The sequence below is a fragment of the Exiguobacterium sp. U13-1 genome, assembly GCF_001750115.1.
In the GTDB taxonomy this organism is placed as follows: Bacteria; Bacillota; Bacilli; order Exiguobacteriales; family Exiguobacteriaceae; genus Exiguobacterium_A; species Exiguobacterium_A acetylicum.
The window spans coordinates 2538484-2561434 of record NZ_CP015731.1; the positions used below are offsets into that span (position 1 = coordinate 2538484).

The window sequence follows — 22951 nt, forward strand, 5'->3', positions numbered from 1 at the left end:
CCCACTATGATTCCCCCTTAAAAAATTATTGGAGCTTTTTGTCCAATAGATAATCTGCCAATTCGCTCAATTCTTCATCGCTGATCTGATCTTCAGAGAATCCAGGCATTTTCGTACCTTGTTTCTCTTTTTGAGGATCGCGAATCCATTTTTCGAGGTTCTCTTTATCATGATCGAGGTAACCCGCGATACGTTGACGGTCACCGAAGTTCGTCAAGCTAGGTGCGACTTTTCCGCCACCATGACAGCTGAGACAGTTCTGAGCATAGACTTTCTCGCCAGTCGTCCAGTTCTTTTCATTCTTTTTGTCGAGCTGTTTCGTTTCTGCTTCTTTTGCAGATTTCATGTCTTTCAACCACTGATCGTAGTCATCCTGTTCCATCGCAACGACTTTAAAGTCCATCAATGCGTGGGAAGGACCACACAACTCAGCACATTTACCGTAGTAAGTGCCTGCTTCTTTTGCTTGTAACCACATTTCGTTCTCAAGACCTGGGTTCGTATCTGTTTTACCAGAAAGAGCTGGTACCCAGAATGAGTGAATGACGTCTTTAGACGTCAAGTTAACAGCAACACGTTTACCGACTGGGATGACGAGTTCTTGTCCTGTCGAAACACCTTTGTCTGGGTATTCGAACTCCCACCAGTAGAGATTTGCTGTAACGTTGATTTGTTCGTTTTTCTTCGCTTCTTTTGCATCTGCAAGTTCAACCGTTGTTTTGATCGTCGGAATTGCAAGAACGATCAAGAGAAGAATCGGAATGACTGTCCAGATGATTTCAAGCGTATGGTTCCCTTCGACTTGCTTCGGAACCGTGTTATCACCTGATTTACGACGGAATTTCATAAGTACGTAAATATAAATGACGGCTACGATCGCAAGGACGAACAACATGACCCACAAGCTAAGCTTGATGATCTCAAGTTGCATCTCAGCGCCTTCTCCGCGAGGCTGTAGCGCAGACAATTCCGGAATTCCACAACCTGATAACATGAGTGCCATCAAGCCGATTGGAAGAAGCCGGAAGAGCATTTTTACTGATTTTTTCACAACCATCCCCACTTTCTTTGTCCCCAATTTTGTCTTTCGTAATGGTGTACGTGAATTATGTCAAATCGTTTTAGAGAGAAACGAGTACGACCGTCACGATCCAAGCCGTGAAATAAAAGAGTGAGAAGAAGAACATCTTCGACGCCCATTTGATTTCGGCTTGTTCATCTTGGATCTTCAGACCTTTCAGTCCCATATAGAGCCAATATCCACCGAGCAATGCCATGACGATCATGTAGATGATGCCATAGTGTGCTAAGAGGAGTGATGATGGAATGAGTACTGCAATCCACCATACAATTTGTCGTTTCGTGATCGCGAATCCGTTTACGACAGGTAACATCGGGATACCTGCTGCCCGATACTCCTCTGTCCGTCGCATCGCGAGTGCAAGGAAATGTGGTGGTTGCCACACGAACATGATGAGGAATAAAATCCACGCATCAATGTGAAGCGTCGGAGTGACTGCCGCAAATCCAATGATTGGTGGCACAGCTCCTGAAATACCACCTACGACTGTATTGATCGTGTGCGTCCGCTTTAACCACATCGTATAAATCACGACGTAAACGAATGATCCGATCAATCCGAACACTGCCGCCACATGGTTGACGATCAACAACAATACCGTACCGGTCGCAAGAATACCGAGTCCTAGTGCGAGTATCCGTTGTCCATCCATCTTCCCAGTAACGCTTGGTCTTCCCATCGTCCGTTCCATCTTGTAATCGATGTCCCGGTCAATGTAGTTATTGAGGTAGCAACTTCCGGCAATGACCAATCCACTCCCGAGAAGCGTCCACAGTAACATCCACTTGGTTTGCCATAGATACAACAGGACATCATCCGTTATGTACGATGCCGCTACGACATACCCTGCGAAGACCGTAATCAGATTGGCACGGACAATCCCCATTTTTGCTAGGGTAATATAGTCCTTGAATGTGGGCTGATCTGCTTGCTCAATCGCCATATCCAGTGCCTCTCCAGTAACTTTCGCCATGCTGTTCCCTCCTTTTCACCGTCTGCTTCCGTTTAGCACCTAAGCTTCACGTAATTTCTTCACAGAAATAACACAGACATGCCACGAAACGCCCTTTTCTCTATAAAAGATACCACATATTCAGGACCGTGACGTATGAAAATACTTTCGACATAATGAACAAAATGTGAAATCTATGTGATTTTCATCACAGTTCACCATATTTACCTAATACTAGAATAGCGTTGTTCTAAAAGATTGCAACCCTTTCAGTACTTTTTGTGCGATACTAGTCCTATGGAAATCCATGTATTTCGTATTTTTTAGAAAGGTGGTGTCCAAATCTTGAATCGAAAGCTTTCGATGTTTTCAGCCTTCGTCACGTTTACGATGATGATCGTCTTGCTGATGGGTGGGACAGTCACAAAAACGGATTCTGGCGATGGTTGCGGAACGGATTGGCCACTCTGTCATGGGGAACTCATTCCGACGAACCCAAGTGTTGAAACGATGATTGAATATAGCCACCGTGCTGTAACTGGAGTCGTTGGACTCTTAATCATCGCCTTATGTCTCTGGACGCTCGTTGCCTTCAAGGATCGACTCGATACGAAGATCTTCGCGTTTCTCGCCTTCATCTTCATGTTGATTCAATCGATCGTCGGCGCTGGTGCTGTCGTTTGGCAACAATCGGACCTCGTCATGGCGTTACATTTCGGTATCTCCTTGATTTCCTTTGCTTCGCTGTTGATTTTGACGTTGTTGATCATGGAGCGTCCGGGTCAGGAATTCAGGGAATCGGTCCCAGCATTCTTACGGAAACTCTTATACGCTCTACTCATCTATACGCTAATCGTCGTATATACCGGTGCTTACGTACGCCACGTCGGCGCTACATATGCTTGCGTTGGTTGGCCTGTCTGTTCTCAACCGTCAATGACGTTCGAAGCTTGGGTGCAGATGATTCACCGGATCATGGCAGGACTATTGTTCCTGTTCACCTTATTCGTCCATGTCGTTGCGATTCGCTTAAAACACCGGACGACAACGATTGGTATGGCGTTCGCGACGTTCTTCATCTCGTGCCAAGTCGCCACTGGGGCTTGGATCGTTCTTGGTGGACATGCAACGTATGTCCCGTTACTCCATGCTTTCTTGATCACATGTTACTTCGGTGTCTTATCTTACTTGACGTACCATGCATTCCGAACGCGCAAGGCAAACAGTCGTCTTCAATAAGATCGTAAAAAAGGATGTTCCTCGCTTGAGGGACATCCTTTTTTCATTATTTGAATCGAGCAATCGCACGCTTTCGTGCTTCGTCGTGTGCGACGATTGGTTCTGGATAGCCATAATCCTTGCGTTGCTCAGCAGTCGGTTCATGAATATACTGCTTTGATAAATCCTTGATTTCCGTAACATACTTTCGAATGAACTCGCCATCCTTATCGAACTTCTTCGATTGAGTCGTCGGATTGAAGACGCGGAAGTACGGAACGGCATCCGTTCCGACTGATGCAGCCCATTGCCAACCCCCGATGTTTGATGCCGCTTCGTAATCAACGAGTTTCTGCTGGAAATACTGTTCGCCTTTCTGCCAATCGACTAACAGGTCTTTTGTCAGGAAAGAAGCGACGATCATCCGTAGACGATTATGCATCCACCCCGTTTGATTCAATTGTCGCATCGCCGCATCAACGATTGGATAGCCCGTCTTGCCTTCACACCACGCTTTGAAGCCCTCTTCATCTTTCTCCCATTCGATTTCCCGATATTGCGTATTGACGGCTTGTCGTTTTGATTCCGGGAAATGCATTAAAATCATGTAATAGAATTCACGCCAGATGAGTTCCGTGATGAAGGTCTGTTTTCCTTTTGATTCTTTTGCCTCCTGAACAGCCGCATAGACCGTTCGAATACCGATTTCTCCAGTCCGTAAGTAGCGGGAGAGTAAGCTTGTACCGTCAACAGCAGGAAGATCACGGTTCTCTTCGTAACCTTCAAGCGATTGTTCGATGAATTTCTTCAAGCGTTGTTTCGCCTGCTTTTCACCAGGATGGAAGACGGCTTCCGACTCTGCCTTTTTAAAATATGCGTCGATGAAACTATTATCGTGCTGACGCTTTTGATAATGATCCCGTAGCGTTTGCCACTTGACTTCATATGGTGCAGGAATGTCTTTTTTCATGAATGCATTCTTATATGGCGTGAATACTTTATAGAACTTTCCATCTTGCTTTTTAATGTCATGCGGGTGAAGAAGATGTCGGTCTAGTAGTCGCTCCGTCTGACGATCTTTACGCTTTTTAATGATTTTTTCATCTCGCGTCTTAAATGGTTCGACATATTCCGCATTAAATAACAAGATGTCCGCATCTTCGGTTGCATCTAAGAACGCCTGTTCATCCCCTTCGATGAAACGGATTGGCATCTCTTTCTCTTTGCAGGCATCAGAAAATATTTCGAGCGCTTGGAAGAAATATTGTTGGCGTGCTTCATATTCTCCGATGTAATCCGGATTGAGCCAAAAGACGAATTCGACCGTCGCCTTCGGATTTTCTTTTAGTAATTCAACAGCACGTGCCAACATGTGATTATCTTGTAATCGAAAATCACTTCGTACCCAACAAATAATGTTCAATCGTATCCTCTCCCACTACGTATTGAATGAAAAACAGGCAGCCCGCCGAGCGTGCGCCTGTTTTTCGTTGTGACCCTTATACGAATTCAATCAGTAAGTCTTGACTCGCGATTGCTTCGCCTTCCTTGACGTGGACGGCTTTAATTTCACCGTCTTCCGGTGCTTGGATCGTCGTTTCCATCTTCATCGCTTCCGTGACGAGGAGTTGCTCTCCTTTACGGACACGTGTACCTGTCTCGACGAGTACCTTCAGCACGCTACCCGGCATGGATGCACCGATTTGTTTCGCGTTGCTTCGATCTGCTTTTGGACGACTTGATGAACTTTCCTTGATACTGATGTCTTTGACTTCGACTTCACGAGGCACACCGTTCATCTCGTAATAGATCGTCCGCATACCATGGTCGTCTGGCTGACCGATTTGAATCAACTTGAGGTAGAGTGTCTTGCCTCGTTCGATTTCAACCTCGATCGTCTCACCTAAACGCATTCCATGGAAGAATGTATTCGTATCAAGAACAGAAATGTCACCATATCGCGCGACGTACGAACTGTAATCCATGAAGACTTTTGGATAGAGCGCGTAAGCGAGTGCATCAAACTCCGTGACTGGACGTTCAAGTTTTTCGAACAACTCATGTTTGACCGCATCGAAGTTGAGTGGTTCCATCATCTTACCTGGGCGTTCTGTCAGCGGAGCAGCTCCCTTGAGAATAGCCTGTTGAACGTCTTGCGGGAAACCATCTGGTGGTGTTCCGAGCTCCCCTTTCATCAGTTCGACGACTGAATCCGGGAAATCAAGTCCACTTGCGCGTTGCAAGACATCTTCTTCTGTCAGATGATGTTGAACCATGAAGAGTGCCATGTCTCCGACGACTTTCGACGATGGTGTGACCTTGACGATATCTCCAAACAGCATATTGACACGCGCATACATCTCTTTGACTTCAGACCAACGATCCGCAAGTCCAACTGCTTTTGCTTGTTGCTGTAAGTTCGAGTATTGTCCACCTGGCATCTCGTGATCATAGACCGTTGGATTCGGTGCGATCATATCGAGTTCGAATGCTTGGTACAGATGACGCACATCCTGCCAATAATCCGAAATCTGTTCAAACTTCTGTGCTGAGACGAGCGGTTGACGTGGATGACCACTTAAGGCATGAATCAAGCTCCCACCCGCTGGCTGACTTGTCAGTCCTGACATGCTTGATGCCGCAACGTCGACGACGTCGACACCTGCATCGATCGCACGCGCATACGTGTAAATCCCGTTCCCACTCGCATCGTGTGTGTGGAGATGGATCGGTAACGATACCGCATCTTTGAGTGCTGATACGAGCGCATAGGCTGCTTCCGGTTTCAAGAGACCCGCCATATCCTTGATCGCAATGATATGAGCGCCGCTTTCTTCAAGTTGTTTTGCCAGATTGACGTAATACGGCAGGTGGTATTTCGGACGATTCGCGTCGAATAAATCCCCTGTGTAACAGACTGCTGCTTCCGCGATTTTACCTGTCGGCAAGACCGCATCGATTGCGAGTTGAATCGACTCCGGGTTGTTCAAGCTATCGAAGATTCGGAAGACATCGACTCCTGCTTGCGCCGCTTCCTTGACGAACGTGTGGATGACGTTGTCCGGATAGTTTTTGTAACCAACGCCGTTCGCACCACGAAGCAACATTTGAATGAGGACGTTCGGCATCTTTTCACGCAATTTCATCAGACGAACCCATGGATCCTCCGATAAGAATCGGTAGGCGACATCAAATGTCGCGCCTCCCCATGCTTCGACAGAGAACAATTCAGGTAGCAGTTTCGCTTCCGCCTCTGCAATCGCGACGAGATCCTTCGTCCGCATCCGCGTCGCAAGGAGCGACTGATGGGCGTCACGGAATGTCGTATCTGTCAACAAAACGTTTTCCTGAGCTGCCAACCATTTTGCGACGGCTTCCGGACCTTCCGCGTCGAGAATCGCTTTGGCACCTGGTGTATAGTCTGTCGGGAGATTTTTTGGAATCCGGACGTCACGCGCAAGCGGCTTGTCCAATTTTCCGATTCCCGGGAATCCATTGACGGAAACCTCTCCGATGTACGTCAATAGTTTCGTTCCCCGGTCTTGACGTTTCGGGAAGATGAATAATTCTTGTGTATCATCAATGAACGATGTGTTGTAATCCCCGCTGACGAACGCATGGTGTTTCAAGACGTTGCTTAAGAATGGAATATTCGTCTTAATCCCACGGATACGGAATTCACTTAAGTTTCGACGCATCTTCGCGACAGCTTGATCGTACGTCAAACCGTGCGTCGAGATTTTAACGAGCAGTGAGTCATAATATGGTGAAATTTCTGCTCCGACATAAGCGTTCCCACCATCAAGACGTACACCAAAACCACCTGGTGAACGATACGCTTTAATTTTTCCTGTATCCGGCAAGAAGCCATTCTCTGGGTCTTCTGACGTAATTCGGCTTTGGATTGCAAACCCAAGCATCTTAATGTCTTCTTGTTGCGGAATACCAACGAGGTCGCTATGTAACGATTCGCCTTCAGCAACACGAATTTGCGTCTGGACGATATCAACGCCTGTGATCATCTCCGTAATCGTGTGCTCGACTTGGACACGTGGGTTGACCTCGATGAAATAGAACGATTCATCTTGTGTCACGAGAAATTCGACCGTACCCGCATTTTCGTATCCGACATGTTTCATCAACGTGACGGCTGCGTCACAAATCTTTTGTCGCCCTTCGTCTGATAGCGTGACACATGGTGCCACTTCGACTACTTTTTGGTGACGACGCTGTACGGAACAATCACGTTCAAACAAATGAATGATGTTCCCATGGGCATCACCGATGATTTGAACTTCAATATGTTTTGGTCGTTCGATTAATTTTTCGACGTAAATCTCATCCGAACCGAACGCTTTCAAGGCTTCAGATTTCGCACGTTCAATCATGTCTGGAAGCTCTTCTTCTGTCCGGACGACACGCATACCGCGTCCACCACCGCCAAGCGATGCCTTGACCATGAGTGGATAGCCTGCTTCTTTTGCGAACGCATACGCTTCATCAATGGATGAGATCGGACCATCCGTTCCTGGAATGACAGGAAGACCAGCTTCAATCGCCGTCGTCCGTGCCCGTACTTTATCCCCGAATTTATACAGGTGCTCTTCTTGCGGTCCGATGAAGATGATGCCTTCTTCACGGCAACGTTTGGCTAGCTCAATATTCTCAGAGAGGAATCCATAACCAGGATGGATCGCATCACATTCGGCTTTTTTCGCTGTTGCAATGATATCTTCAATGTCGAGATAGGCTTCGATCGGTTTTTTTCCTTCTCCGATCCGGTACGCTTCATCGGCTTTATAGCGATGAAGAGAACCCATGTCCTCTCGCGAATAAATGGCAACGGTACGAATACCGAGTTCTGTCGCTGCACGGAAAACGCGAATCGCGATTTCCCCGCGGTTTGCTACGAGAATCTTCTGGATTTTAGTCAACTGATGCTCCCCCTTTAGTTAATGAGCTCGTGGCACTCATCGAACGTGCAGTCTGCACTTCTTTATGATACGCCATCCGATATTTGTTTTGCATGGAAATGTTCGCCATCACACCAAGCATCGTACTCATGACAAGTAACGATGATCCACCGTAACTGATGAATGGCAAGGTAACGCCTGTACCTGGAAACAGGCCAGACATCGCCGCGATATTGATACATGTCTGGATGAAGATGATACCCGAAATACCGAGCGCGAGCATACTCGAGTACAGTGAGACACACCGATTAGCGATGATTGCCCCTTGAATCATCAAGAAGAACAATAGACCAAGCACGACGAGAACACCCACGAATCCAAGCTCCTCTGAGATGATCGACATGATGTAGTCGGTTTCAGGCTCTGGCAGATAACCATACTTTTGAAAACTATTTCCAAGACCTACTCCGAATAATCCCCCGTGGGCAATTGATATGACGGAGTTGATAAGCTGATATCCCTTACCTTCTGCATCAAGGAAGGGATTCAAACTTGCTTGAATCCGTTGCATCTGATTATCCGAAAAATTATTCCATGCGTACAAGAAGATAATTGGTACGGTGACGACACATAACATGATGTAACCACTCGGTAATCCAACTGCGAATAAAATCATAGCCGTGATGAGTAACAGAATGAACAATCCGCCGTCATCCGGTTGCATGCGAATGATGATCGCGTAAGGTGCAAGTAATACAATCATCGGAATCAAGATCCAGTCCGAGAAACTAAGTAAAATTCGTCTTCCTGGAGACGTCGCTGGAATTTGACGATGGATGAAGTGATGGACGATCCCAATCACGCCATCCATTTTCCCTTTGTGCTTTTGATCAAAATAACTCGCAAGTCCGACGACGAGCACAAATTTACAAAGCTCGATTGGTTGAATCAAGAAGATACCGAAGTTCAACCATGCACGAGCCCCGTTTAGTGGTGCCGAAAACAGCGTCGCCATCAACATCAACCATGTAATCGCGTACAAGAGTAAACGAATCACTGGTCCACGGAACACCTCATGGTTTATTTGCGAAACGAAAAGGAACAATACGATAGCCATCGCATCAAACATCAACTGCTTCTCAAAGAAGGACGTATTCGCATAATCTCCACCGTTCCACACGCTCGCACTATAAACCATGACCGTACTGATCGCCATGAGGATGAGCATCGTAAAGAAGAGACCATAGTCAAAAAATGCTCGTTTTTCTTTAAACTTCGCTAACATATGTACACGTCCTTTTTTCATTTTCTAAAAAAAAATACCCAAACGCCGCATTTCACGTTTGAGTAGAAAATCAGCACGTCTCCGCATCATGTAAATCAGATAATTGCTGTTCAAGTGATTCGAGTAATTGTTTCCCCTCACCCGCATCAATCAGTTCAAGACGTACCGCAAAATCAATCTGACGGGATAATCCGAACATTTGTGTATCCAATACTTCCTCGTAAAGAGGACATTGTGGCATCGTTAAATTCGCAAGCTGGACCTCGATCAACCGGCGGATTTTTTGTGCATCCGCTTCTAGTAGCTCAAGAGCGCGCTGGCGATGAACTGTCTCGATTTCAGTTGACAATCCAATCCCTCCTCATCAAATGACGCGTTCCTGTTATAGCTAAACTTTACCTTACTTTCGCCAACAATTCAACGTTTCGGTATAATGGATTTGTTGGACTTACACATTTAGGGGGTAGAACAAATGATTTTTCCGATTAACGGTAAAGTACGGCATCAGTTAACGATTGATCCGACAGTCTGGATCTTTGAAGAACGAAAGGTGGCAATCGAGAAAATCGGGCAACCAGCCGACACAAGTGAACAAGAAGCTTACTACGCGAAAATGGGGGCTGCGTGGGATAAAGGTATCATGGAAGGCAGTCGTACGGATCACAATCGTCCGATGACACGTGCTGAAAAAGAAGCCGCGCTTCAAGGGTCATTCGCGATGGCGCTTGCGCCGTTCATCCGGAATGCTGAACTCTTACCGGATGCGATCGCTATTCGTTTTGAAGGCGAAGAAACGGTTGAACTTCCACTTGAGCAACTCGACGAAGTGTATTTGCAGTTCTCACAAGACGGCAAAGTGTTAGCAGATGGACCCGTTCATTTGTTGCACGGACAACGGATCGTCAAATCCGTTCATACGGTTACCGTCATATAAGGAAAACGTGGTGCGCCTGATTAGACGCACCACGTTTTTTCATAGTAAATCGGCTGCGAGGCGCGCCAAGTTCGAGCGCTCCCCTTTGACGAGTTTGACGTGTCCCGTCATCTTCTCATTTTTGAGTCGTTCTACGGCGTAGGATAAACCATTGGAATACTCATCTAGATACGGATGATCAATCTGTTGCGGATCCCCGACTAACACGATTTTCGAGTTTTCACCGACACGTGTCAAAATCGTCTTCACTTCATGTTTCGTTAAATTCTGCGCTTCATCGATGATGATGAATTGCCCCGGCATACTACGTCCCCGGATATACGTTAATGCTTCCAGTTGAATCGTCTTCATTCCAGCGAGAATGTTACCAAGTTCATCTCCTGATCCTGTATTGAAGAGGTGTTCGAGGTTATCGTAGATGGGTTGCATCCACGGACGAAGCTTCTCTTCCATTTCACCCGGCAAGTAGCCGATATCGTTTCCCATCGGTACGACGGGACGAGCAACGACCAATTTTTTATATTTATGCTCGTCTTCTACTTGCAAAAGACCCGCGGCGAGTGCGAGTAACGTTTTCCCGGTACCTGCCTTACCAACGAGTGTTACAAGTGGTACATCGTCACGTAATAACAATTCAAATGCCATTCGTTGTTGGACGTTTCGTGGTATTACGCCCCAAACTTGATCGACATCGATCGAAAGTGCCCGGATAATTGGCAGGTTCTGATCAACGACGGCGATGGCTGAAGCTTTCGACATGTTACTTTTTAAGATGACGAACTCATTCGGTTGCACTTTTTCTGGCAAAACATCAACCGAAAGCCGTTTATCCTGATAAAAGGCATCAATATATTCCTGATCGACAGTCACTTCGATAAATCCTGTATAAAGACCGGTCAGATCAGCGATATGATCCGTCATATAATCTTCAGCGACTAATCCATACGCATCCGCTTTGACGCGGACTAAGATATCTTTTGAGACGAGAATGACATCTCGTGGTGTCGCTTCAGTTTGTTGTTCACGGTGAATCGACCACGCCAGTTCAATAATCTTATTATCGTTTGATTCATGCGTAAACGGCGAACCTTCATGAATAGAGTCTCCAATATCGACGCGAAGAATACCGCCGTTTCCGAGTGGCACTCCCGCATGAAGCTGCCCCGTTTCTCGTAATTGGTCTAAGATGCGAGCTGTTTCTCGTGCATTACGTCCAACTTCATCCATGTTGCGTTTTTTTCCATCCAGTTCTTCTAGTACGATCGCTGGTATGACGACATCATGCTCCTGGAATTGAAAAAGAGAAAGTGGATCGTGAAGCATGACATTGGTATCAAGTACGTATATTTTTTTCATTCCATCGTTCGCCCCTTTAGAGTCGAGTTTGTGATGAATGTTACGCTTTTAGGATGCGATGAACGAGTTGATCTAACCGTTCGGCTGCCTGTTCATCGTATGTTTTTTCAATAGTCGGTCGTTGTGTGACAGCTGCTCCGTAAAACAAGATGTCACGTACCTCCTCAACGCGTCCCTCATAAAAAGCGAGTGGTAACGGAAGGTCTTCTTGTGGCGTAATCGCCTTGACGTCCGTACACGTTAAGCTGTACGTCGACTGATCAGCAAAAAAGATCAACGTGAAGACCGGATGCTCTCGTAATGTTTTAACGAGATGAGAATCTGCTTCGATTGCAAAACGAACCGTTTGCGAATCCGTCGCATGTACCCAACTGATTGCATGTGTGATGGGCCAATGTTTGGATTGATCATGCGTAATCAAAAAAACGAGTGGTAATTGCGATAATGCTTCTAGTTGACCTGAGTTGAGCTGTTGTTCAACTTTATTTGCCATGACATCACCCCCTCTGCGACTTAGTGATGATATTTCGAGATATACTTCTCGTTTCCCTTTTTTACATCTGAATAATCTTCTAATATGATATACTAAGAAAAAAAGGGAGGACCTGACATGCGAGTGAAATGTACGATTTGCGATAAGCGTGAAACGATTGATGATTGGTCCTTCACGGCGAAGCGATTACGCAATAAACCTGTTCGTGTCCATATCTGTGATGAGTGTCGATCACGCGTAGAAGAACGGACACTTGAACGCCACGCTTCTGGACAATTCCATTTATACCCGACTTGGGAAACAAAACGAAAACACTGGTAAACAAAAGGTCTGCGGGGAAATTCCCTGACAGACCTTTTATTGTTTATCGATTGATTCGAACGAGTCGATCATCATCTGCCGATGGATTCCCTCTTCCGTCCGTATTATTTGTAATATAGTAAATCGACGTCTCGTCAATCCAGACATCTCGAATCCGACCTTGGTTTTCGACAACCGTCTTGACTTGCTTCGTCTCTAAATCAATCGTTTGTAATCGCTGTCCGACAAGTGTTGCAAAATACAGTGTATTCTCTGCTGTTGCCACTCCACTTGGTGCAACAGATTGTTCTCCTACTTCATACCACGGCGTCACCAGTCCTTCAGCTTGTTCTTTCCCTTCAATCGTCGGCCATCCATAGTTCTTTTGTTCGATTCGGTTGATTTCATCGTGCCCACTTTGTCCATGTTCGCTTGCATACAGTTGATCATCGACGAAAACAAGTCCTTGTGGATTCCGGTGACCGAGACTGTAGACGTATCCTTTTTGATTCCCCTCGAACGGTTTCCCTTCAGATGTTATGCGTAAAATCTTTCCTGCCAACGAATCAATGTCTTGCGCCAGTTCGGGATTCGCTGCGTCTCCTGCTGTGACGTAGAGTGCGCCCTCAGGTCCCCACTCCAGCCGTCCCCCGTTATGAATCGTCGCTCCGGGAATATCATCGAGTAAGACACGTTCTTCCGTCCACTGGTCGCCCTCTTCTTTTATCGCGATGACGCGATTCGTCGCTTGTCCTTGTTTGGCGTACGTATGGTAGACGTATGCTGTCTTATTGTCCTTAAAATCAGGATCGAGTACCATCCCAAGCAATCCACCTTCTCCTTCAGCGAGGACATCCTCTTTCAGCTGAAGGCGCATCCGTTCATAATCATCTTGTTCTCCTTTGACAATCGTTCCTTCACGTTCCGTGATGTAAAACACCTCTCCTTCTCGGACGATATTCCACGGAGCGTTTAGCTCTTTAAATACGACGCCTTCTTGCGCTTGAGATGATTGCGTCGCTTCTTGATCACCTGAATCCTGTTGATTGTTTTCTTGTGTCGTCTGATTCGTTTCCTCTGTTGACGATTCTTCTGACGTTTGCGTACAGCCCATCAGAATACCTGTTAACAGCAGGGGTATGACATACCTTATTTTCACTGTTTTCTCCCCCTTTTAGTATCATTGTTCCCGCTCCGCTTTAAATCATGCATCTGAATTGACTCAAAAAAAAGAACGAACCTCCGAAGAGATTCGTTCTTTTGATTCATGACACGCTTCCGTCAAGAAGCTGTCCGTTCACGTTCACGCTTGACCATCCACATCCGGAAGCGATAAATACCAAGTACGAAGACCATCGCAAGAAGTACTTCAGGAATCGGCCATGTCCAGAAGACAAGCGTCAATGCTGCCGAGAAGACGGCGAGCAAGAGATAGACGATCAGTGATTTCCACCATGCCAGTTCCTTAGCAAATCCTAACTTAAAGACGACAAGCGTCAAAATGACAACGGTAATCATTAAAGGATAAAATCCCGCTTCGATGTTATTCGGATCACTTCCGATACCGAGAAGTTTCGCGATGAACGGAATATCGTATTTCGAGAAATCAGAAGCAACGGCAGCTTGTGCATTCATTGCCAGTCCCCCTATTCGTTCAAGACTCAATCTTTACCTAGACGACGACGTTTTTCTTGCTTTTCACGTTCGTTCTTGTTCAAGACTTGTTTACGGAGACGAACCGATTGTGGTGTGATTTCACAGTACTCATCTTCGTTCAAGAATGTCAACGACTCTTCAAGTGAGAAGACACGTGGACGTTTAAGAACGTTCGTTGAATCTTTTGCAGATGCACGCATGTTCGTTAATTGTTTTGCTTTAACGACGTTGACAGCGAGATCGACATCACGGTTACATTCGCCGATGATCATACCTTCGTATACTTCGATACCAGGCTCGATGAAGATCGTTCCGCGGTCTTCAAGAGCTGAGATCGCGTAAGCAGTTGCTTTACCTGTTTCGATTGAGACCATAACTCCACTGCGACGTCCACCGATATCCGCTTGGATGAACGGACGGTATTCTTCGAATGTGTGGTTCATGATTCCGTATCCGCGTGTAGCAGAAAGGAATTCGTTACGGTAACCAATCAAACCACGTGAAGGAACGATGAATTCCATTTTCGTTTGACCGTTGTCCATTGTTTGCATGTTCGTCAATTCACCTTTACGGAGACCGATCGATTCCATGACAGAACCTGTGTACTCTTCTGGTGTATCGATGACGACGCGTTCGAATGGCTCGACTTTGACGCCTTCTTCTTCTTTGATGATAACTTGCGGTTTTGATACTTGGATTTCGTATCCTTCACGGCGCATGTTTTCGATCAAGATCCCGAGGTGAAGTTCCCCACGACCAGAAACGATCCAGCGGTCCGGTGAGTCCGTGTTTTCGATGCGAAGTGAAACGTCTGTTTCGAGTTCTTTTTCAAGACGCTCTTCGATTTTACGTGAAGTAACGAGATCCCCTTCACGACCAGCGAATGGCGAGTTGTTGACGATGAATGTCATTTGAAGCGTTGGCTCATCGATACGTAATAATGGGAGTGGATCAACGTGTGAAGTCGGGCAAACCGTCTCACCGACGTTGATATCTTCCATACCAGCGATCGCGATCAAATCTCCAGCTTTTGCTGTTTCGATTTCGACACGTTTTAGACCGAAGTAACCGAACAACTTCGTAACACGGAAGTTCTTCGTTGAGCCGTCAAGTTTCGAAAGCGAAACGCTATCGCCAACTTTGATTTCTCCACGGAAGACACGACCGACACCGATCCGTCCGAGGTAGTTATCATAGTCAAGCATCGTCACTTGGAACTGAAGCGGCTCCATTGTGTTATCGACAGGTGCTGGTGTGTGCTCAAGAATCAAATCAAGAACGTTCGTGATTGTATCTTCTTGTTTTTCTAATTCAGGTTCAAATGAACTTGAGCCGTTGACTGCCGATGCATAAACGACTGGGAATTCGAGTTGATCTTCGTCAGCTCCGAGGTCGATCAAGAGATCAACAACTTCGTCGACGACTTCAAGAGGACGGACCATCGGTTTGTCGATTTTGTTGACGACGACGATTGGTTGAAGTCCTTGCTCGAGTGCTTTTTTCAAAACGAAACGTGTTTGTGGCATACAGCCTTCACGTGCATCGACGACGAGGATGACGCCATCAACCATACGCATGATCCGCTCAACTTCTCCACCGAAATCGGCGTGTCCTGGCGTATCAACGATGTTGATGCGTGTGTTCTTGTAGTCAATTGCAGTGTTTTTCGCAAGAATCGTGATTCCACGTTCCCGCTCGATGTCATTTGAGTCCATTGCGCGTTCTTCGACTTGTTCGTTCGTACGGAACGTACCAGACTGTTTTAAAAGCTCATCGACTAATGTTGTTTTACCATGGTCAACGTGGGCGATGATCGCAACGTTGCGTAAATCATTTCGTACTAATGTTGTCATAGGTGTGTACCTCTTTCTATTCATTTAAATAAATCTTATCATACTTTCGGTCAACTTTAAGAGTATAGCACAGGTAGAGTCCTAATTGGCAATGACTAAGATTCGACATCACTCCGAAAGCCTTTTCATTATCCTTCATTCACGCTACACTGTTAACGTACTCACGGGTAGAGGGGGAAAAAACATGCGTCTGCTATTTTTATTACTCGCTATGCTTGCCGTAGGATCCATGGCAGCCATCGGCATCTTCATCGCGGAACAAAACGTTCCGATGACGATTGCTTCTGTCATCTTGATGATTGTTGCGATGGGTGCTGGGTTCGTCTTAAAGGCACGTTTACGAAAACAAGCATGACCGAAAAGGTTCCTTTCGTTTAAAACGAAAGAAACCTTTTTTCAATCTTCTTGTGTTTGTACGAATGTCAAAACATCTTTAACGAACGTCTGGCTCCCTGCTAGCACACTCGTTTGTTCGAGAAATGACATCGATTCACCTGTGATCGTTCCGACACGCCCACCGACCTCTTCAATCAATAACTGACCGGCTGCGTAATCCCAAGGCATATTACGCATCGTGATATACCCATCAACACGTCCTGCAGCTGTCCATGCAAGTTCAAGTGATGCTGCACCGATCGCTCGCACTCCGACGGCATGTCGCACGAGTGGTGCAAGACGATCCGTATTGATCCGACGATTTGGTGTCACCCAGGTCGCATTCATACAGATGATTGCTTCTTTAACACTCCGCTCCTCGATTTGTGGTAATCGTATGCCGTTTTGATAAGCACCATGCCCTTTGATGACATGGAACAACTCGTCAGCCATGACGTCGTAAACGAAACCATAACGTAACTCACCATCTATCATGATCGCGATCGAGATGGCAAACATTCGTTTTTGACGAATGAAGTTCATCGTTCCATCAATCGGATCAACGAACCAGATCGTGCCTTCGAGTGTATCAGGTCGAGCGATTCGTCCCTCTTCCCCATAAATATGATGATTCGGATAGCGATCTAAAATACCTTGAATCAATAAATCCTCGACGGCTTGATCAATCTCCGTCACTAAATCACTTTTTCCGGTTTTTTGTTCGACGTGATACGAACCATCAATTTTTTCGCGAATGTACTTTCCCGCTCGTTTGATCAAATCTATCGCATCCAACTCAATCTGCATTTGAGTTCACTCCTTCATCGTTGTTTCCAGCTTCTTCTATAGTAACAAAAAAAGAAAACCAGCGAACAGTTCGCTGGTTGAAGAGTTGATATTTTATTATAAGGTAGAGATCGGAACGTTGAAATCAAGCTTCAAGACGTACCATCTCTTGACGATATTTTTCGAGGCGCTCTTTACTTGCGCCAACAGCTTCTGCGTCACTTGCCACCATCGCATCGTGTAATGTAGCAAGCTCATAATCGATTTCGAGACGCAATACAGGAATGCGTTTTTCTGCATCTTTTCTCTTGTATGCTTCTATCACTTGTTTCACAGTAACCACACTCCTTCGCGGGATAAACAGAGGTTTAATTTGTCAGACAATTGCGACTTATTAGTGGATTGAATCTATAATAGTACGATTCAACTTAGATGTAAAGCATCTAATTTTAAAAAATACAGTTTCACATATTTGTAAGGTCAACGTCTTGTATGTAGTATATAGCCGCTTCCTTTCCACTTTAAACAAATGTTGATCATTTCCCGCACATTTCCAGTCGGATTAAAAGATAAGACTCCCACGCGTTCGCACAGGAGTCTTATCTTCATGGTCTAATTATTTCTTCATGCGAACGATTGATTCTTCTTGACGTTTCGCCTGCTGCATCGTCCGATAACTCGAGCAACCTGTCTCTTCCGCATAAAACTGATCCCATTGCTTCTCCTCGGATTTCGAGGTGACGATCTGTTTGAATTCACGATATGCTTCGAGCAACCGCTGTCGTTCAACGCCTGATTCATACGCTTGTTCGACTAAATTAAAGAAGTCGATGACTTTCACGATTTCTTCAGTCGACCAATCGGAATTGAGCGGATAATTCAATGCCATCATTCCCACTTCCTTTCTGCACTTTTCTATTTTACACGGAAAAGAAGCATAAAACAGTTGCAACCGTCCGAAAACTTGTTATAGTTAGCTTGTTTGATTGTATTTTTATTCGGTTTTAAGGGGGGAAATCTGGTGCAAACAAAAAGCTTAACACAGCTCGATACACCTTTATTCGATGCGCTACTCGCGCATGCGAAACGTCAACCAATTCAATTTCATATTCCCGGTCATAAAAATGGTCAAGGAATGGATCCAGCCTTTCGATCGTTCATCGGTCAGAATGCGCTCGATATCGATTTAATCAATATCGCTCCCCTTGATGATCTTCATCATCCAAAGGCAATCATTAAGGAAGCTCATCAATTGGCCGCTCAAGCCTTCCACGCCGACGAAACGTTCTTTTCCGTACAAGGAACTTCAACGGCAATCATGGCAATGATCATGAGTGTCGTCGGACCTGATGATAAAATTCTCGTTCCTCGGAACGTGCATAAATCGGTGATGTCAGCTATCGTTCTTTCTGGTGCGCATCCGATTTTCATTCACCCTGAATTTGATGAGACATTCGGAATCGCGCACGGCATCACACCAAGCGCGGTAGAACGTGCCCTTGCACTTCATCCCGATACAAAAGCAGTTCTCGTCATCAACCCGACCTATTTCGGCGTTGCTGGCGACTTAGAGAGTATCGTCAAGCTTTCCCATAGTAAAGGTATTCCGGTACTCGTCGACGAAGCACACGGCGTTCATATCGCATTCCACGAAGATATGCCATTGTCTGCGATGCAAGCAGGAGCTGATCTTGCCGCAACCAGCGTGCATAAGCTCGGTGGGTCACTCACTGGAAGCTCTGTCCTGAACGTTCGTCGCGGACTTGTTTCTCCAGATAAAGTTCAAGCGGTGCTCTCGATGTTGACGACGACATCGACATCCTACCTATTGCTCGCATCTCTTGACTGTGCACGACGTCATCTTGCGATCAATGGTGAAGCGATGAATCGTCGGGCACTTGAACTTGCGACACGGATGCGTTTTGGATTAGCGAAGCTTCCTTATCTCGCTGTTTTCGGCGAATCCGATCTTCATTCGAGTGCGACGTTTGCCTTTGATCCTACGAAAGTGCTCGTTTCCGTCAAAGGACTTGGTATTTCCGGTCACCTTGTTGAAGAGTTTTTACGTGAAGAACATCGGATTGAAGTTGAACTTTCAGATTTGAACAACATCCTCGTCATCATTACGTCTGGTGACTCGGAAGAGACGATTGATGCCTTTCTCCATGCGATGTCATTACTGGTTGCACGTTATCAAAATAATGGCGCTGAAACGACTGATCATTCGATTGTTCTTCCAGACATCCCAGCACTCGCTCTCAGTCCTCGTGATGCATTCTATGAAGAGACAGAGACGATTCCGTTGATTGATGCGGTCGGGCGGATTTCAGCTGAATTCATGATGGTATATCCACCTGGCATCCCAATCTTCATTCCAGGCGAAATGATTACGGCAGACAATCTTGCCTATATTAAAGAAAACATCGAAGCTGGTCTTCCGGTTCAAGGCCTTGAGGACCATTCACTCGAGACAATCAAAGTCATTCAACAATCGAATGCGATTCGGTAAAAACAAGACAAAGCAGTAATCCTTATTCAATGAGGATTACTGCTTTTTTAGTCATTTCATTCTGCGTACTCATCATTTGGTGAACAAGGAATGAATGCTGCGAGTGCTTCACCAATTACTTCGACATCCTCTCGTTCAATCGCAAATGTACGAACTAAGACATCTCCATTCAACACATCCTGTTGATCGAGTAACGCTGACTGACCACCGGTTAAACTGACGACGAGTACTTTCCCGAAGAATTGTCCTGTACAGACGACAGCAAAATCATAGCGGGCGAGTGCAGTCGTCCAGCCGACAAAACGAACCTTATCCATCTCTGATACGTAATACAGCTCCTCCAAGGTAGTCACGGATTCCATGTGCGTCCACCCTCTCCAATTTTTACTTTTCCTTTTCCTTTTTTGAATCAAGCCCAAACAAAAAACACCTCATTCACGGTCGGCTCCCCGCGAATGAGGTGTTTCAATATTATTTAATGATGTGGATTGGGCTGCCGATTGCAACTTCAGCAGTTTCCATTGCGATTTCACCAAGTGATGGGTGCGCGTGGATTGTGAGTGCGATATCTTCAGCTGTCATACCAGACTCGATTGCGAGTCCCATTTCAGCGATCATATCAGAAGCGCCTGTACCAGCGATTTGCGCGCCGATCAAGAGACCATCTGATTTACGAGTGATCATTTTCAAGAAGCCGTCTGGCTCGTTGAGTGCAAGTGCACGACCATTCGCAGCGTAAGGGAATTTAGACGCGATGTAGTCGAGTCCTTCTTCTTTTGCTTGTGCTTCCGTGTAACCGACTGTAGCGAGTTCTGGGTCTGTGAAGACGACCGCTGGAATCGCGCTGTAGTCGAGGTATGCAGGGTGTCCTGCAGCTGCTTCAGCAGCGATTTTAGCTTCGAATGAAGCTTTGTGTGCAAGTGGTGGTCCGGGAACGATATCACCGATTGCGTAGATGTTTTCGTTTGAAGTACGGCACTGATCGTCGATTTCGACAAGACCACGGTCGCTGACTTTAACTTCTGCCATTTCAAGACCAAGATCACCAGTGTTCGGACGGCGACCAACAGTAACGAGGACGTAGTCCGCTTCAACTGTTTGTGCTTCACCGTTGACTTCGAATGTTACTTTAACGCCATCTTCCGACTCTTCCACACTTTGAGCAAGTGCTTCGTTGTGGATTGTGATGTTACCTTTTTGTTTGAGCTTTTTCTTAACGACTTGCGTCATAGCAGGCTCGAAACCAGAAAGGATGTCTTTTGTTCCTTCAAGAATGACGACTTCTGTATCGAAGTTCGCATACGCTGTACCAAGCTCCATCCCGATGTATCCGCCACCGATGACGATGAGTTTTTTCGGGATTTCAGGAAGGTTCAATGCGCCTGTTGAAGAAAGAACGCGTTTTGACCATTTGAAAGCTGGAAGTTCGATTGGAGTCGAACCTGTCGCGATGATACATTTCTTGAATTTGTAAGGAGTCGAAGAATCTTCGTTGATGATACGAACTGTATCTTCTGATTGGAAGTAAGCTTCCCCAACGACAGTCTCAACTTTGTTCCCTTTAAGAAGACCACTAACGCCGCCAGTCAATTTGTTGACGACAGATTGTTTCCAAGATTGAACTTTCGAGAAATCGACAGTTGCATTCTCAGAAGCGATCCCCATATCGCTTGAACCTTTAGCATGCTGGAAGTTGTGTCCTGCAGTGATCAAGGCTTTTGACGGGATACATCCAACGTTTAAGCAGACACCGCCGACGTTTTCACGTTCAACGATTGTTACTTTCATACCGAGTTGCGCGCCGCGGATTGCAGCAACGTAACCACCAGGGCCAGCCCCGATTACGAGTAAATCTGTTTCTTGTGCGAATTCACCTACTACCATTGCTTATCCCTCCATGATGAGAAGTTGTGGGTCGTTCAATAGACGTTTAACTAAGTTAAGCGCGTTTTGTGCAGTTGCACCATCGATGAGACGGTGGTCGAAGCTGAATGAAAGTGCAAGAACTGGTGCAGCAACGATTTCGCCGTTTTTAACGACCGCTTTTTCAGCGATACGACCGATACCGAGGATTGCAACTTCTGGGTGGTTGATGACTGGTGTGAACCACTGACCGCCAGCAGAACCGATGTTAGTGATCGTGATTGATCCACCTTTCATCTCGTCGCCAGAAAGTTTTCCTTCGCGTGCTTTACCAGCAAGGTCATTGATGTCGTCAGCGAGTGAGAAGATCGATTTACGATCTGCATCTTTAACGACTGGTACGACAAGACCGTTGTCTGTATCTGCAGCGATACCGATGTTGAAGTAGTTTTTGTAGACGATTTCTTCGTTTACATCGTCGATTGATGCGTTGATTGCTGGGTATTTCTTAGCAGCAGCAGTCAATGCTTTTACGACGAACGGAAGGTAAGTCAATTTCGTACCTTGAGCAGCCGCAACTTCTTTGAAGTTTTTACGGAGTGCTACGAGGTTCGTAACATCAACTTCGTCCATGAGTGTTACGTGTGGAGCTGTATGTTTCGAGTTAACCATTGCTTTCGAAATCGCTTTACGGATTCCTTTGATTTTCTCGCGTGTTTCAAGTTCAGGTTGAGCAGCAACGTAAGGCTTAACTTCTGTTTTTGGTGCAGAAGCAGCTGCAGCTGGTGCTTTTTCTTCTGTTGCTGGTGCTTCAGAAGTTTGTCCACCGTTTGCGAATGCATCGATGTCTTCTTTAACAACACGACCGTTGTCGCCAGAACCTTGGACTTCACGGATGTCGACACCTTTTTCACGTGCATATTTACGGACAGATGGCATCGCGATGACGCGTTCTGATTTATGGATTTGAACCTCGTTTGGTTTGTCTTCCACTTTTTGATCCGTATCTTGAACGTCTTTCGCGTTGTCTTCAGCTTTTGGTTGCTCTGCTTCTTCAGAAGGAGCAGAACCTTCGCCTTCGACTTCGAATGTGATGAGGACGTCGCCAACGACAGCTACGACACCTTCGTCAACTTTTACTTCTTTAACAGTACCATCAACTGGTGATGGGATTTCAACGACTGCTTTATCGTTTTGTACTTCAAGAAGAACGTCGTCTTCCTTGACAGTGTCGCCCGCTTTTACGAACCACTTTACGATTTCACCTTCATGAATACCCTCACCGATATCCGGCAATTTGAATTCAAATAAACCCATTTGAATATGCCTCCTTTTAGTTCACTCTTCTAGTCGATTGTTATCTGTAAAAACGGAAGC

The 22951-nt window shown here is 45.9% G+C and carries 22 protein-coding genes; 5 read left to right on the forward strand and 17 right to left on the reverse strand.

Going from position 1 to position 22951, the window contains the following annotated elements; translation table 11 throughout:
• Positions 1 to 25 precede the first annotated feature (25 nt).
• Together coxB and cyoE are read right to left on the reverse strand one after the other, a co-directional pair.
• Positions 26 to 1057 carry a cytochrome c oxidase subunit II gene (gene coxB, locus ESP131_RS13290; RefSeq protein ID WP_081834728.1) on the reverse strand — a complete coding sequence of 344 codons (1032 nt, stop codon included), beginning with the start codon at positions 1055 to 1057 and terminating at the stop codon, positions 26 to 28.
• A gap of 64 nt (positions 1058 to 1121) precedes the next feature.
• Positions 1122 to 2054, reverse strand: coding sequence for a heme o synthase (gene cyoE, locus ESP131_RS13295; protein ID WP_023468830.1), 933 nt, complete (start codon positions 2052 to 2054; stop codon positions 1122 to 1124).
• A 324-nt stretch (positions 2055 to 2378) separates the two neighbouring features.
• On the opposite strand from cyoE, the gene ESP131_RS13300 reads away from it, so the two are divergent.
• Positions 2379 to 3272 carry a COX15/CtaA family protein gene (locus ESP131_RS13300; protein ID WP_029342165.1) on the forward strand — a complete coding sequence of 298 codons (894 nt, stop codon included), beginning with the start codon at positions 2379 to 2381 and terminating at the stop codon, positions 3270 to 3272.
• 46 nt (positions 3273 to 3318) lie between these two features.
• On the opposite strand, the gene ESP131_RS13305 is transcribed toward ESP131_RS13300, so the two are convergent.
• The 4 genes from ESP131_RS13305 to ESP131_RS13320 all read right to left on the reverse strand — a co-directional run bounded on the left by ESP131_RS13305 (position 3319) and on the right by ESP131_RS13320 (position 9798).
• Positions 3319 to 4674 (reverse strand): cryptochrome/photolyase family protein, encoded by a 1356-nt coding sequence (locus ESP131_RS13305; RefSeq protein ID WP_029342166.1) that lies wholly within the window; start codon positions 4672 to 4674, stop codon positions 3319 to 3321.
• A gap of 76 nt (positions 4675 to 4750) precedes the next feature.
• Positions 4751 to 8185: a pyruvate carboxylase gene (locus ESP131_RS13310; protein ID WP_047393710.1), complete on the reverse strand. Its 3435-nt coding sequence runs from the start codon at positions 8183 to 8185 to the stop codon at positions 4751 to 4753.
• Complete coding sequence (locus ESP131_RS13315; RefSeq protein WP_029342167.1) at positions 8178 to 9449, reverse strand: FtsW/RodA/SpoVE family cell cycle protein; 1272 nt, start codon at positions 9447 to 9449, stop codon at positions 8178 to 8180. The genes ESP131_RS13310 and ESP131_RS13315 overlap by 8 nt, the downstream gene beginning before the upstream one ends.
• A 70-nt stretch (positions 9450 to 9519) precedes the next feature.
• A complete protein-coding gene (locus tag ESP131_RS13320) occupies positions 9520 to 9798 on the reverse strand; it encodes an Fpa/YlaN family protein (RefSeq protein ID WP_023468835.1) in 279 nt (92 codons plus the stop codon).
• A gap of 123 nt (positions 9799 to 9921) precedes the next feature.
• On the opposite strand from ESP131_RS13320, the gene ESP131_RS13325 reads away from it, so the two are divergent.
• Entirely contained in the window at positions 9922 to 10383 is a 462-nt protein-coding gene (locus ESP131_RS13325; protein ID WP_069940853.1) for a hypothetical protein, read from the forward strand.
• Between the two features lie 39 nt (positions 10384 to 10422).
• Here the strand turns inward: ESP131_RS13325 and ESP131_RS13330 are convergent, their stop codons facing one another.
• Both ESP131_RS13330 and ESP131_RS13335 read right to left on the reverse strand, forming a co-directional pair.
• A complete protein-coding gene (locus ESP131_RS13330; protein WP_029342169.1) occupies positions 10423 to 11739 on the reverse strand; it encodes a PhoH family protein in 1317 nt (438 codons plus the stop codon).
• 40 nt (positions 11740 to 11779) lie between these two features.
• The gene (locus tag ESP131_RS13335) at positions 11780 to 12232 is read right to left on the reverse strand and encodes a PNPOx family protein (RefSeq protein WP_029342170.1); all 453 of its coding nucleotides are present in this window, start codon (positions 12230 to 12232) and stop codon (positions 11780 to 11782) included.
• A gap of 117 nt (positions 12233 to 12349) precedes the next feature.
• Between ESP131_RS13335 and ESP131_RS13340 the strand changes: the two genes are divergently transcribed.
• Positions 12350 to 12553 (forward strand): YlaI family protein, encoded by a 204-nt coding sequence (locus ESP131_RS13340; protein WP_029342171.1) that lies wholly within the window; start codon positions 12350 to 12352, stop codon positions 12551 to 12553.
• 43 nt (positions 12554 to 12596) lie between these two features.
• On the opposite strand, the gene ESP131_RS13345 is transcribed toward ESP131_RS13340, so the two are convergent.
• From ESP131_RS13345 to typA, 3 genes are all read right to left on the reverse strand, one after another.
• A complete protein-coding gene (locus ESP131_RS13345) occupies positions 12597 to 13691 on the reverse strand; it encodes a PQQ-dependent sugar dehydrogenase (RefSeq protein ID WP_156772516.1) in 1095 nt (364 codons plus the stop codon).
• Positions 13692 to 13813: 122 nt separating this feature from the next.
• Positions 13814 to 14167, reverse strand: a complete 354-nt coding sequence (locus tag ESP131_RS13350) for a YlaH-like family protein (RefSeq protein WP_023468841.1) — start codon at positions 14165 to 14167, stop codon at positions 13814 to 13816.
• A gap of 26 nt (positions 14168 to 14193) precedes the next feature.
• Positions 14194 to 16041: a translational GTPase TypA gene (typA, locus tag ESP131_RS13355; protein ID WP_023468842.1), complete on the reverse strand. Its 1848-nt coding sequence runs from the start codon at positions 16039 to 16041 to the stop codon at positions 14194 to 14196.
• A gap of 184 nt (positions 16042 to 16225) precedes the next feature.
• Here typA and ESP131_RS16805 point away from each other — a divergent pair, with 184 nt between their 5' ends.
• Positions 16226 to 16396, forward strand: coding sequence for a DUF5325 family protein (locus ESP131_RS16805; RefSeq protein ID WP_023468843.1), 171 nt, complete (start codon positions 16226 to 16228; stop codon positions 16394 to 16396).
• A 41-nt stretch (positions 16397 to 16437) separates the two neighbouring features.
• Here ESP131_RS16805 and ESP131_RS13360 read toward each other — a convergent pair whose 3' ends face one another.
• From ESP131_RS13360 to ESP131_RS13370, 3 genes are all read right to left on the reverse strand, one after another.
• Positions 16438 to 17223, reverse strand: a complete 786-nt coding sequence (locus ESP131_RS13360) for an inositol monophosphatase family protein (RefSeq protein ID WP_029342173.1) — start codon at positions 17221 to 17223, stop codon at positions 16438 to 16440.
• A 124-nt stretch (positions 17224 to 17347) separates the two neighbouring features.
• Positions 17348 to 17536, reverse strand: a complete 189-nt coding sequence (locus ESP131_RS13365) for a hypothetical protein (protein ID WP_023468845.1) — start codon at positions 17534 to 17536, stop codon at positions 17348 to 17350.
• 282 nt (positions 17537 to 17818) lie between these two features.
• Positions 17819 to 18091: a UPF0223 family protein gene (locus ESP131_RS13370; RefSeq protein WP_029342174.1), complete on the reverse strand. Its 273-nt coding sequence runs from the start codon at positions 18089 to 18091 to the stop codon at positions 17819 to 17821.
• 132 nt (positions 18092 to 18223) lie between these two features.
• Between ESP131_RS13370 and ESP131_RS13375 the strand changes: the two genes are divergently transcribed.
• The gene (locus ESP131_RS13375; RefSeq protein WP_023468847.1) at positions 18224 to 19711 is read left to right on the forward strand and encodes an aminotransferase class I/II-fold pyridoxal phosphate-dependent enzyme; all 1488 of its coding nucleotides are present in this window, start codon (positions 18224 to 18226) and stop codon (positions 19709 to 19711) included.
• Between the two features lie 56 nt (positions 19712 to 19767).
• On the opposite strand, the gene ESP131_RS13380 is transcribed toward ESP131_RS13375, so the two are convergent.
• From ESP131_RS13380 to ESP131_RS13390, 3 genes are all read right to left on the reverse strand, one after another.
• Positions 19768 to 20073, reverse strand: coding sequence for an SAV0927 family protein (locus tag ESP131_RS13380; RefSeq protein ID WP_029342175.1), 306 nt, complete (start codon positions 20071 to 20073; stop codon positions 19768 to 19770).
• Positions 20074 to 20182: 109 nt separating this feature from the next.
• A complete protein-coding gene (gene lpdA, locus ESP131_RS13385) occupies positions 20183 to 21595 on the reverse strand; it encodes a dihydrolipoyl dehydrogenase (RefSeq protein WP_069940855.1) in 1413 nt (470 codons plus the stop codon).
• A 3-nt stretch (positions 21596 to 21598) separates the two neighbouring features.
• A complete protein-coding gene (locus ESP131_RS13390; protein ID WP_029342177.1) occupies positions 21599 to 22891 on the reverse strand; it encodes a dihydrolipoamide acetyltransferase family protein in 1293 nt (430 codons plus the stop codon).
• Positions 22892 to 22951 lie beyond the last annotated feature (60 nt).